Consider the following 11,849-nt stretch of genomic DNA (forward strand, 5'->3'; position numbering starts at 1 on the left):
AAGCAACCATTGCTGCGGTAGCGTCGTGAGAGTTATAAAAGGCGGGACGTTAGCGCTCCCGGCAGGGCGCACCTTCGGACGCTGGCGCCGTGGCCACTTCGAGGTTGAACTCACCGTCGGCGTCCACCACCAGGGCCGGCTGATACTCATTTATGGGCCGCTTGTGGTTCAAGTAAGCGATACAGCCGCGGGCGGCAGCAATCTTTTCCAGAATAATTTCCACGCCGGGAACCAATAGCTCATCGAGACTCTGCCCGTTGGTGACCGGAAGCCCAATTTCATCACCCAACGCGGTGCTGTTCCGGTCGGCCAAAATTTCGCTGGCACTAGCCCAGCGGCCCCAAACGCCCTTGCTTGTGAGCAGCGCCGGTTCCTGACCAATCGGCAACGCCGCGGCAAAGTAGCGCGTATCGAAGCGCCTATGGGCGAAGTCGGGACTCAGCCAGTGGCTCAGCGGTTTGAGCAGATCAGTCCGCAAAGCCAAACTATAGCGGGTCAACAACGCCGCAAAAGTAGTCTCCTGCGTGGCAATGGCTTCCCGCGACCGCATCCATTCCGGGCCACCGAGTGCCTCGGCAAGGGAACCTGCATCAGCGCCCGCGAGCAGTACCCCGGTTTCTTCAAAAGTTTCCCGGATGGCGGCCACCACGTGGCGCTTGGCCAGCCCAATATCTTCTATTCCAAGGCTCTTGGCCCACGCACCAGGAGAGGGTCCCACCCAGTCGGTGACGTCGTCGTCCGCGGGTTCAACGGCTCCCCCCGGAAACGCTACGGCGCCCAGCGGCGATCCGCCCGGACGGTACGTCAAAAAGGTCTTGAGGCCGGCGGGGCTGTCTTTCAACAGCACCACCGACGACGCCGGTCGGGGCTTGCTGGGCGTACGCCCACCAAAATCCAGCCAGGCTTGTGCGGCCTCCCGCTGACTTGCGTTTAGCGGGAAGAGTCGCTTGCCTGCGGGCCGAAAACCCGCTGGATTGTTACTGGAATTCGGCAATCAACTCAACCTCAACGGGTGAATCCAAAGGTAAAACTGCAACTCCCACAGCGGAGCGGGCGTGGACGCCTGCCTCTCCAAATACTTGGCCCAAGAGCTCGGAGGCGCCGTTGATGACGCCGGGCTGGCCGGTGAAGGAAGGATCTGAGGCCACGAAGCCTACGACCTTCACGATGCGGGTGACTCGATCAAGGTCACCAATAACGCTTTTCAGGGCGGCAATGGCGTTGATTGCGCAGGTTGCGGCCAGTGCTTTTGCGTCCTCAGCGGAAACTTCGGCACCAACTTTTCCGGTGGCTGGGAGTTTGCCGTCAATAAAAGGCAGCTGCCCGGAGGTGTAAACATGGTTGCCAGAGATGATGGCCGGCACGTAGGCAGCCACGGGCGCAGCGACCGCTGGCAGGCTCATGCCCAGCTCAGCCAGACGCGCTTCAATGCGTGAACTTCCTTGAGATGGCGCGGTATTCACGGTTACGCCTTCTCTCTTTTAAGGTAAGCAACCAAGCCGCGACCGTCGGGGCCCGGAACAACCTGAACCAGCTCCCAACCTTCGTCGCCCCAGCTATCCAGGATGGCTTTGGTGTTGTGGATAATCAGCGGAATCGTAGAGTACTCCCATTTGGTCATACGTCAAAGCGTAGCCCCTGCCGGTAAACTGGAAAAATGGCAGCAAAAAAACACCCCATTTTCGATACCGCCACAACGCTGGGCAAATTGGTTCTCTTCCTCGGAGTGAGCGCTATTTGTGGTGTCCTGGTGGCCGGGCTCATGGTTCCGGCCGCGGCTCTGGCGAGCACCACTACCACCTCCTCCATCACGCTCTTTGACGAGCTACCGGATGAGATGACAGTGGGGACCCCGGCTCAGTCGTCCAAGATCCTGGCATCGGATGGGTCTTTGCTGGCTACCTTCTATGACCAGAACCGCACCGAGGTGCCGCTGGATCAGATCTCGCCGTTTATGAAGAACGCCATTATTGCGGTGGAGGATGCGCGCTATTACGATCATGGCGGCATTGACACCCGCGGTTTGATGCGTGCTGTCACGGCTATGGCTCAGGGTGGCGGGCGCCAAGGTGCTTCCACCATCACCCAGCAGTTCGTGAACAACGTCATCATCCAGACGTATGCGGCGGACGGTGAGTACGACAAGATTAAGCTCGGCGCCGACAAAGGAGTCGGCGAGAAGGTCCGCGAAATCAAGCTGGCCATCGCCATCGAAAAGAAGTACAGCAAGGATGAGATCCTGCAGGGTTACCTGAACTGGGTGCTGTATGCCAACGGGAACTTCGGTATCGAATCCGCTGCCTACAACTACTTCGGCGTCCACGCCAAGGACTTGAACCTGCAGCAGTCTGCCCTGCTGGCAGGTGTGGTCAATAGCCCGCAGATCTACGATCCCATTGCCAATCCCGAGAATTCCCTCAAGCGTCGCAACTTGGTCCTGGATCACATGCTGGATCAGGGGATGATCGATGCTAAGCAGCACGCGGACGCTGTAGCCAGCAAGATCGATTTGAAGGTGCAGCCCAGCCGCAACGGTTGCACCACTGCTGTACGCGCCGAGTACTTCTGCGAGTATGTGGCGAATCTGTTTGTCAATGATCCGGCTTACGGAAAAACGGCCGAGGACCGCCTCAAGGTCCTGCTTCAGGGCGGCTTGACCGTCACCACAACACTGGATCCTGTGCTGCAAGATGCCGCGCAGGCCCAGTTCGCCAACTTTGCGCCCATTGACAACAACCCCGACAAGGTTGGCCAGGCGATTGTCACCGTTCAGCCAGGTACCGGCAAAATCCTCGCCATGGCCCAGAACACCAAACTGGCACCGCCGGAAGGTCAATGGAAGACGGACTACAACTTTGCTGTTGATCGTCTTGACGCCAACGGTCAGTCATTGGGCGGCTCCGGCGGCTTTGATGTGGGTTCAACCATCAAGCCCTTCACCTTTGCTGAGTGGCTCAATGCCGGCCGTAGGATTGACGACAGGGTGGACGCTTCAGTGCGCCGCTACCCCCAGTCACGTCCGTGGAACAACAGCTGTGGTGTAACCGGCGGCTACTACGACAGCTCCGATCCCCAAGTGGCCGAGGATCTGCAAAACGCCGATGGACCCAACGGTATTTACTACCGAACCTATACGGCAAGGGAAGGCCTCTACCTGTCGTTGAACACCGCAACCATGGCAACTGCTGCCCAGCTGGACATCTGCAACATCCAGAAGATGATGACGGCTACCGGAATCCACAAGGGCAGTGACGTCACCAAACCCTACGACGTCTCCAGCATCAGTAGCCTGCTCGGCAGCGGCGAAGTTGCTCCGATGACCATGGCCAATGCCTTCGCCACCTTCGCCTCCGGGGGAATGCGTTGCGATCCTATCGCTCTGGTATCCATTACCAATGTCAAGGGTGACAAGTTCCCCGTTCCGGGAGCCAATTGCAAGCAGACCGTCAAGCCCGAGGTTGCTGCCGGCGTGAACATGGTGCTCCAGCAGGTGCTGCAAAATGGTTCCGGTTATGCCATCCCGCTGCAGTACCCGGCGGGCGCCAAGACCGGTACCACTAACGAATCCGAGCAGACCTGGACCATTGGTTACACCAAAGGTTTGGCTACGGCGTCGTGGGTGGGCAACCCGGAGGCTAAGGGCCAATCCACGAACGGCAAGCTCATTGCTGGCCAGCGTATCCCGTATGTTGATGGTTCAACCTACGCAGGCAAGGCCTGGCAGGGCTACATGAACCAGGTCGCAGGAAACTACGATGTGAGTGGCTTCGCCCCGCCGCCGGTTAGCATGATCAGCCCGCCAGCTCCCCCGCCACCGCCCGCCGAAACCAAGTCCGCAAATGATGACAAGAAGCAAGAGTCTGACTCGAAGCCGGCAGATTCTAAGCCCGATACCAGTAACAAAGACAAGAAAGACTAGAGCAGCGCTCATATGTCCAGTATGCGAACAGCCCCGTCCCGCTTCACCACAGTGAAAGCGGCGGCGGGGCTTGCCGTTGCCGCCGGTGTGGGCGCCGTTGTGTATGGCTCCTTGATTGAACGGAACTGGTTTACTCTCCGCGAGGAGCAGCTTGCCATTTTGCCACCCGGATCCGATCCGTTCACCATTTTGCACCTCTCGGATATTCATCTGTCCCCGGGACAGGGCAAGAAGACTAGCTGGCTGCGTGAGCTGGCCTCGTTGCAGCCGGATTTGGTGGTCAACACCGGGGACAACCTCAGCCACCCCAAGGCCATTGCGCCGCTGTTGGACGCGCTGGGACCACTCATGGAATTTCCTGGGGTCTTTGTCCCGGGTTCCAACGACTACTTCGCTCCCCGCCTGAGGAGCCCGTTCGCCTACTTCACCGGACCCTCCAAACTCGGGTCGGATAGCAAGCGCCCGCCCGTCGCCCTGGACACGGAGGCGTTGCACGCTGGGTTCGGCATGGGTGGCTGGGTCAACCTGACCAATCGGGCGCAGTCCATCCCGCTCAAGGGAATCCGCTTCGACTTCAGCGGCGTGGATGATCCACACCTCAATCGGGAACGCTATGCGGGTTGGCCCCGTGGCGCTGCGGGTCAGGATAGTGCCCCGCATGTGAAGGTCGCCGTGGTGCATGCTCCCTATCAGCGTGTTCTGGACCATTTCACCACCGACGCCGCCGATCTGATTCTGGCAGGCCACACCCACGGCGGTCAGGTTTGCATACCTGGATACGGTGCACTGGTGAGCAATTGCGATCTGCCCACGTGGCGCGCCAAAGGACTCAACGATTGGGAGTCAGCAGGACGTACTTCTCCGGTTAATGTCTCTGCGGGGATCGGCACCTCCCGCACGGCCCCCTTCCGCTTCGCCTGCCGCCCCGAGGCGGTTGTCTTGACTTTGACTGCGAAGGCGTAGCTGAGCCTTAACGGAATTAGCTTGTTGCAGTTCCCCATCGCTTGCTCTAACTTTTCCTCAGCCGTCCTCCGACAGGAACTCCGCCCTGCCGCTCGATTTCGTATTCATGGCCTCCGTCCGCTATTCTTGAGAGGTTGCTTTTCCAGACCGTCACTGGTCAGGGAAGAGCGCGGATCGGGGTGTGGCGCAGCTTGGTAGCGCGCGTCGTTCGGGACGACGAGGCCGCAGGTTCAAATCCTGTCACCCCGACCAAAACATAGAAACAGTGGCATCCATCGGATGTCACTGTTTTTAGTTAACTTCGAAACAGCAGCTGATGCGCTGAATCTGTTCGAGACTGCAGTAGAAGCGACAAAAATGCAATTTTTATCGCATCAGCTGCGTTTTGGATTTTACCGAAGCGGCGTTATTGGGCCGGCTTAGCGGGTTAGCGCCCCACGCAACCAGCCATGAAGCACTGAGCCGTGAGATATGACTGTTTAGCCCGGGGAGAGCGACCTTTCCTCACGGCTGAATTCACCGGAAGAGGGTAATTCTTAGAAATTGGCACCCAACCCATTTTCTCCCAACGACTAAGATGGACGCTATGAGCGACACACTTTCCCCGTGCCCCGTATGCAACTGCGAGTACACCTATGAAATGGGTGAACTTTTGGTGTGCCCAGAATGCGCGCACGAATGGTCCCCCTCTGAAGAAAACGAAGCAGCTGCCGAAAAAGAGACCGTGGTTAAGGACGCCGTGGGCAACGTTCTGTCCGACGGCGACACCGTCAGTATCGTTAAGACCATGAAGGTCAAGGGCAGCCCCCAGGACCTAAAAATTGGCACTAAGGTCCGCAACATCCGGCTTATCACCCCGGTCAATGGCCACGACATCGATGCCAAGGTTGACGGATTTGGGCCCATGAAGCTCAAGTCCAGCATCGCCAAAAAGGTTTGAGCACCTACCGTCGGGCTGCCCTGGTCTTCGGAGCGAGCATGGTCCTTGTAATAACCATGACCTTGGGAACAAACATGATGCCTGACGCTAGGATTCTTGGGTGACTTCTTGGTTTGAGGCAGTGCCCGCCTTTGCGGTGGCACTACTGATTCTTGCCCTGCCCGGGGCCGCCGTATTGGCTGCCCTGCGGATTCGGGGACTTCTTGCCCTGTGCCTAGCCCCTGCCGTATCGGTCTCGGTACTATCTGTCAGCGCCATAGTGGCGCCGTTGATCCACCTGAGCTGGGGCATTCCCGTAGTTCTCTTGGGGACGGCCATTACCACCGCTGCTGCGTGGGCTGCCCGGCGTTTCATTCCGGCGCTGACCTCCATCGCGGTGGTTTCAGGACCACGGTCCCGTGTTGGGCTCAGCGCCGGAGTCACTGGTGCTTTAACGGCTCTGGCCATCACCACATTGTTGTTGTTACTGGTCGCCCGCACGCCGGAGCAGTTCACCCAGGGTTACGACTCTGTGTTCCATCTAAATGCTGCAGCATTCGCCGTTGACACCGGAAATGCCTCCTCATTTGCGATTTCCAGCTTCATCCTGCCCACCGTCAAATCCTCGTTTTATCCTGGCGCGTGGCACGGCTTAGTAAGTTTGTTGGCGATCGTCACCGGCATCAGCATTCCGGCGGCCACTAACGTTATGTGGCTGGCAGTTGCCGGGTTGGTGTGGCCCTTGAGCGCCATGTTCCTCACGCGCGTTCTCTTTGGTGCACGGCCCTTGTTGCTAGTTTGCGCGGCGGCTCTGGCTGCAGCCTTTCCTGCTTTCCCGTGGCTGTTGCTGCAATACGGCTCCGCTTACCCCAATGCACTGTCCAACGCACTGGTGCCGGTGGGAATCGGCTTGGCACTCTTGATTCTTCGCCCGTCCAGACACCACGGCCTGGAACCGGCACAGGCCTTGACCCTAGTGGTACTGTTTCTGCCCGGAGCTGTCACCGCCCAGCCCAATGGCGTCTTTAGCATTTTGTTGGTGCTCACTCCCCTGCTGGGCTACTTGGTTTACGCCTGGCTGCGAGGCGGTTTTCGTCGCAGCCGCACCCATGGCTGGGCCCGGGTGACGTTGCTGATCGTAGCTCTCGGAGTTGCCGCGGCAGCCTTATACACGCTGCCACAAATCCGCAGCCTTTTCTCCTACACCAGCCCAGCATTCCTATCCTTCCCGTTGGCGCTGATCCGCAACCTCACCCACGCACCCGCCCCCATCTGGTTCCCCGCGCTAGCATTAGCCGCCCTGGTTTTGATGGGAGTCCGTGCCGGATTCCGCCGCCCGGGCCTGCGCTGGCTACCGGCCGCGTTAGTGCTGTTGGCTTTCACCTACCCACTGACGGCGGGCACCAACTTTGTTCCGGCCAACATTGCCATGGCGCCTTGGTGGGACAACCCGGAACGCATTGCTGCCCTGATGCCCCTGCTGGCCGTTCCACTGGCCGCCTTGGGCCTCGTCCAGGCAATGGATTGGCTGGGCAGTAAAGCCAGGGCTCGCAATCTTTCGCCTGCCCTGCTTCGGCGCAAGGGGAAGGTAGCTGCGGCGTCTGGTCTCGTCGTCGTACTTGCCCTCAGTAACCCCGGGCTATGGCAGATGAAGGGAGAGGTGGGCATCATGTTTGAGGTCCCGGCTGAGCCCAACTCTTTGGCCCAGATTGATGCGCAGGAATTGGCGTTGATCCATAGGCTGCCGGACTACACCACCACCAATGACGTCATTGCCAATAACCCGTACAACGGTTCTGCGCTGGCCATGGCGCTGGCAGATCAGCAGATGCTGTTCCCGTACAGCTCACAAGGAGACCTGAACGAGGATCTGTACACCCTACGCTTTTGGCTCAACCGAGTTGGCAGCGATCCTGAGGTGTGCGCTGCGGCAAAACGGCAAGGCGTGAGCTACCTGCTAGATTTTGGCACCGACTATATTCCGGCTTTCAATGACCCGAGGTCGCTGTATCCGGGCATTACCTTGGCAGCAGACTCGGAGGCCTTCACCCTCGTCGCCACTGAAGGACATGCCAAGCTCTACAAGCTCACCACGTGCGGTGGCATTCGCCTTTAGGACAAGATTTTGGGGAAATTGACAACTTTTGTCACATGACCTGAGACTATTACGTACCAAGGCAATAGAGTTGAGCCAGCGCAAGATGACCGGCAATAAGGCACACAAATAAGGAAACTTCTATGGGAAGCAGTTTTGGTGATCGGCTCAGACAAGAGCGGCTTGCAAGACAGTTAACACAGGCAGAGCTGGGCGGAGATCTGTACTCGGCCAGCTACGTTTCGTTATTGGAAAACGCACACCGTGAGCCGACGGTTGACATCATCAAACAGTTGGCACTGCAACTCCAAGTGGCGCCGTCGTCCGTTGCGGACTGGGTCGAAGGGGCTACAACAGAAAGTGACTGCCTGCGATTGTCGCTGTGCGCTCAACAGTGCTGGGACACCCGGGACTACCTTGGCGCAGCTACCCATGCAAAGGCGGCCGCGCAATTGGCCCAAACCGCCAAGGACCAGGTGACATGGTGGAATATGATCTTCCTGGCCGCCAATTCGCTGTTGCGTCAGGGTGACAACATCGAGGCCACCAAAGTATTGCAGTCATTGGTGGCGCATCCTCTCACTGTTGAAAGTGATGCTCTCTCACTCCGCGCCCACCAGGTTATGGCGGCAGCAATGTTGGCCCAAGGCAATCTACAGGAATCGATCGAACACGGAATCCTGGCCGTCAGCATCGGCTCGGGCGACAGTGCCGAAGAGTTTAGCGCCTACCTTATGGCCCTGCAGACGCTGGTTGGTGGCCTGACCGAGGCGGGCCGACTCGACGAGGCATGGACCCACACCACTGCTCTATCCGAAGCTGTCACCGATTCGACGCCGGCCCAAATGGCTGGCGAGATCCACTGGGTTATTGGCAACGTCGCCTTCATCCGCAAAGATGTCCGCACCGGGCTAGAACACCACGCTAAGGCTAGTCAGTTACTCTCGCCGGCCACGGATCTATCCCGGTGGGCCCAGTTCAACAAGGCGACGGCGTGGGTGCGACTCATGGCCGGCGTTGTGGAACCTGCCACCTTGCAGGCCATTGAGCGCAGCGAACTAGCCCATTCAGTGGTTGGCGCAACACCTGCTGAAACCCTTGAAGTGTCGCTGTTGCGAGCCCGCTGGCACTATCTCAATCATGAACTGCCCCTGGCGCTGGAGTTACTGGAAAAGATCGAGGCGCAGAAGGACCAGCTGGCTCCACACATCGCAGGCGACTCGGCACTCTTGTTCGGCAATGCCTTGGAAGCTGCTGATCGTCATCTAGAGGCCATCACGGCCTACTCAAATGCCCACGAACGGTTCACCGTAGCCGGAGCGTTGGACAGGGCGGCCGTGGCACAGGATTTGCTGAAAGCACTGAGTCCTAGCGGTGTCTAGGGTCAGTTGGCTGGGCTGTCTCGGTCCGGGGTTGGCGGGTTGGCGGGTTGGCCGGCCGGCGTGCCACGTAGGGATCGCAAAGCTTAAACGAAACTGAGCTGTAGAAAGTGGCCTGAGCGCCACGTCCTACAGCTCAGTTTCGTTAAGGGGGTAATCCGGAATTACAGGACTACGTGCTTACACGAACCTGGTGCCTGTCAGGCGTTCAAAGGCTTCCACATAGCGTGAGCGGGTACGCTCCACCACAGCGGCGGGCAGCGCAGGAGGAGGTGTGTCGCTGGCGCGATCCCAGCCCGATGCCGGGCTAGCCAGCCAATCCCGCACGTACTGCTTGTCAAAACTGGGCTGTGCCTGACCCGGGGCCCAGAGCTCTGCATCCCAAAAGCGGGAGGAATCCGGAGTCAGAACTTCATCGCCGAGCGTGATGACGCCGGTCGCTGGATCGGTGCCGAACTCCACTTTAGTGTCGGCCAAAATGATGCCACGTTCGCGGGCAATTTCTTCAGCGCGTGAGTAGATTTCCAAGGTCAATGTGCGCAGCGACTCGGCGGAGTGCTCCCCTACCGTATCTACCATCTGAGCGAAGCTGATGTTCTCATCGTGTTCGCCCACCTCTGCCTTGGCCGACGGTGTGAAGATGGCCGGTTCCAGACGCGACCCATCTTCCAAACCGGCCGTCAGCGGCAGGCTGCACACCGTCTGCGAGGCGCGGTATTCAGTGAGCCCCGAACCCGTCAGGTAGCCGCGGGCGATGCACTCGATGGGGAACATCTCCAGTTTCTTGCAGACCATGGCCCGGCCCGCTACGGCCGCAGGAACACCGTCTTCCACAGTGGTGGCCACCAGGTGATTGGGGACGTTGAGCTGCTCAAACCACCACAAGCTGAGCCCGGTTAAGATGCGCCCCTTGTCCGGGATTTCGGTGCTGAGAATATGGTCAAAGGCGCTGATCCGGTCACTAGCAACCACCAGAACCACATCGTCGCGGCCTGCGAACGGGGTCACCGAGTGGGTCTGAGATTCGACAGAGTCATCCGCCAAAGCCGGGACATACAAATCGCGGACCTTGCCGGAGTAAACGTGGTTCCAGCCGGGCAGAAGGGGGGCTGCGGGAATAGCAAGAGTCATAAAAACAGTCCTATGCCTGTGAAGGGTTCGTGGTCACGGTAATTTCCCCGCGGGCAGCCTTGGCCGCAATATCAGTGCGGTACTGGCCACCTTCCAGTGAAATTTCATTCATGCCGGCGTACGCTTTTTCCCGGGCGTCCTCGAGGTCCACACCCAGCCCAACCACAGCGAGTACGCGACCTCCGGCACTCACAGTACTGCCGTCGTCGTCCGTGCCGGTGCCCGCATGCAGCACGTGCACGCCGTCGAGCCTGTTGGCCTTCTTCAGACCGCGGATCTTATCGCCAGTACGGGGCGCCTCGGGGTAATTTTCGCTGGCAAGAACGACGGCGACCGCGGTCTCGGGTGCCCACCGCAACTCATCGATCTCATCCAGTTGGCCCTTGGCTGCCGCCATGAGAACGCCACCCAGTGGGGTTTTCAGGCGGGCCAGCACGGCTTGGGTCTCAGGGTCGCCGAAACGGGCGTTGAATTCAATGACACGGGTGCCGCGGCTAGTCAGGGCCAGTCCGCAGTACAGAACACCGGTGAAGGGGGTGCCGCGGTGGGCCATGGCGTCAATGGTGGGCTGGGCAACCCGGTCAATAACTTCCTGAACTAGGCCGGCGGGGGCCCATTCCAGCGGGGAGTAAGCGCCCATGCCGCCGGTGTTGGGACCTTCATCGCCGTCGAAAATGCGCTTGAAATCTTGGGCGGGGGCCAGCGGAACGACGGTGCGACCATCGGCCAGTACAAAGAGGGAAACCTCGGGGCCGTCAAGGAATTCTTCAATAACAACTGTGCCGCCCACGTCAAAGCAGGACTGGGCGTGGGCCAAAGCCTCATCGCGGTCATCGGTGACCACTACGCCCTTGCCGGCTGCCAAGCCGTCGTCCTTGACCACATAGGGTGCCCCGAAGGTGTCGAGCGCATCGGCGGCTTCTTCAGTATTAACGGCAACTTTGGCCATCGCCGTGGGAACCTGAGCTTCTGCCATAACGATCTTCGCGAACGCCTTGGACGCTTCCAGCTGCGCAGCTTCCTTGCTGGGCCCAAACACCGGGATGCCTGCGGCACGGATGGCGTCGGCAACACCTGCTGCCAAGGGAGCCTCGGGCCCTACAACCACCAGATCGCTTTCCAGCTTCAGCGTCAGGGCTGCCACGGCGGCAGGATCACTGGCGTTGATCTCATGGGTAGGTACGATGGCCGCGATCCCGGCATTGCCAGGTGCGCTGTGCACTTCACTGACGTTGGGGTCGCTGAGCAACGAGCGGACAATGGCGTGTTCGCGGCCTCCGGGGCCAATCACTAAAACCTTCACCCCTCTAGGGTACTTGGCTTGAGCCTCGGGGCCGTATGTTGCGGGAGTTCCGTCCACATAGGGCCGAACCACGGAGACACGCACAGCAGCAATCGCCATCAGAAGGCAGTCTTAGGCACCGCCAAGGAACAGCAGGAGAG

Annotated in this window: 10 protein-coding genes and 1 tRNA gene; 6 read left to right on the forward strand and 5 right to left on the reverse strand. The window is 59.4% G+C overall.

Going from position 1 to position 11,849, the window contains the following annotated elements:
* Positions 1 to 49 precede the first annotated feature (49 nt).
* The 3 genes from ACX80D_RS08900 to ACX80D_RS08910 form a co-directional block, all read right to left on the reverse strand.
* Positions 50 to 994, reverse strand: a complete 945-nt coding sequence (locus ACX80D_RS08900) for an NUDIX hydrolase (RefSeq protein WP_459322295.1) — start codon at positions 992 to 994, stop codon at positions 50 to 52.
* Positions 978 to 1,403, reverse strand: coding sequence for a RidA family protein (locus ACX80D_RS08905; RefSeq protein WP_459322338.1), 426 nt, complete (start codon positions 1,401 to 1,403; stop codon positions 978 to 980). Before ACX80D_RS08905 ends, ACX80D_RS08900 begins: the two co-directional genes overlap by 17 nt.
* A gap of 62 nt (positions 1,404 to 1,465) precedes the next feature.
* Entirely contained in the window at positions 1,466 to 1,621 is a 156-nt protein-coding gene (locus ACX80D_RS08910) for a DUF4177 domain-containing protein (RefSeq protein WP_170120892.1), read from the reverse strand.
* Positions 1,622 to 1,657: 36 nt separating this feature from the next.
* Between ACX80D_RS08910 and ACX80D_RS08915 the strand changes: the two genes are divergently transcribed.
* From ACX80D_RS08915 to ACX80D_RS08940, 6 genes are all read left to right on the forward strand, one after another.
* On the forward strand, positions 1,658 to 3,919 hold the full coding sequence (locus tag ACX80D_RS08915; protein ID WP_459322296.1) for a transglycosylase domain-containing protein: 2,262 nt from the start codon (positions 1,658 to 1,660) through the stop codon (positions 3,917 to 3,919).
* Between the two features lie 12 nt (positions 3,920 to 3,931).
* Positions 3,932 to 4,882: a metallophosphoesterase gene (locus tag ACX80D_RS08920; protein ID WP_459322297.1), complete on the forward strand. Its 951-nt coding sequence runs from the start codon at positions 3,932 to 3,934 to the stop codon at positions 4,880 to 4,882.
* Between the two features lie 175 nt (positions 4,883 to 5,057).
* Positions 5,058 to 5,134: transfer RNA gene (locus ACX80D_RS08925), tRNA-Pro, on the forward strand.
* A 334-nt stretch (positions 5,135 to 5,468) separates the two neighbouring features.
* Positions 5,469 to 5,822: a zinc ribbon domain-containing protein YjdM gene (locus ACX80D_RS08930; protein ID WP_459322298.1), complete on the forward strand. Its 354-nt coding sequence runs from the start codon at positions 5,469 to 5,471 to the stop codon at positions 5,820 to 5,822.
* 100 nt (positions 5,823 to 5,922) lie between these two features.
* The gene (locus tag ACX80D_RS08935; protein WP_459322299.1) at positions 5,923 to 7,917 is read left to right on the forward strand and encodes a DUF6541 family protein; all 1,995 of its coding nucleotides are present in this window, start codon (positions 5,923 to 5,925) and stop codon (positions 7,915 to 7,917) included.
* A 122-nt stretch (positions 7,918 to 8,039) separates the two neighbouring features.
* Positions 8,040 to 9,278, forward strand: a complete 1,239-nt coding sequence (locus ACX80D_RS08940) for a helix-turn-helix domain-containing protein (protein WP_459322300.1) — start codon at positions 8,040 to 8,042, stop codon at positions 9,276 to 9,278.
* Between the two features lie 177 nt (positions 9,279 to 9,455).
* Here the strand turns inward: ACX80D_RS08940 and ACX80D_RS08945 are convergent, their stop codons facing one another.
* Both ACX80D_RS08945 and purD read right to left on the reverse strand, forming a co-directional pair.
* Complete coding sequence (locus tag ACX80D_RS08945; RefSeq protein ID WP_459322301.1) at positions 9,456 to 10,406, reverse strand: phosphoribosylaminoimidazolesuccinocarboxamide synthase; 951 nt, start codon at positions 10,404 to 10,406, stop codon at positions 9,456 to 9,458.
* A gap of 10 nt (positions 10,407 to 10,416) precedes the next feature.
* Positions 10,417 to 11,709, reverse strand: coding sequence for a phosphoribosylamine--glycine ligase (gene purD / locus ACX80D_RS08950; RefSeq protein WP_459322339.1), 1,293 nt, complete (start codon positions 11,707 to 11,709; stop codon positions 10,417 to 10,419).
* Positions 11,710 to 11,849 lie beyond the last annotated feature (140 nt).

The organism is Arthrobacter sp. Sr24 (genome assembly GCF_054511175.1).

Excerpts from the sequence above, each read along its gene's own strand:
- ACX80D_RS08905 (WP_459322338.1), bottom strand. The coding sequence starts at position 1,403 with ATGAGCCTGCCAGCGGTCGCTGCGCCCGTGGCTGCCTACGTGCCGGCC.
- ACX80D_RS08910 (WP_170120892.1), bottom strand. The coding sequence starts at position 1,621 with ATGACCAAATGGGAGTACTCTACGATTCCGCTGATTATCCACAACACC.
- ACX80D_RS08915 (WP_459322296.1), top strand. The coding sequence starts at position 1,658 with ATGGCAGCAAAAAAACACCCCATTTTCGATACCGCCACAACGCTGGGC.
- ACX80D_RS08920 (WP_459322297.1), top strand. The coding sequence starts at position 3,932 with ATGTCCAGTATGCGAACAGCCCCGTCCCGCTTCACCACAGTGAAAGCG.
- ACX80D_RS08930 (WP_459322298.1), top strand. The coding sequence starts at position 5,469 with ATGAGCGACACACTTTCCCCGTGCCCCGTATGCAACTGCGAGTACACC.
- ACX80D_RS08940 (WP_459322300.1), top strand. The coding sequence starts at position 8,040 with ATGGGAAGCAGTTTTGGTGATCGGCTCAGACAAGAGCGGCTTGCAAGA.
- ACX80D_RS08945 (WP_459322301.1), bottom strand. The coding sequence starts at position 10,406 with ATGACTCTTGCTATTCCCGCAGCCCCCCTTCTGCCCGGCTGGAACCAC.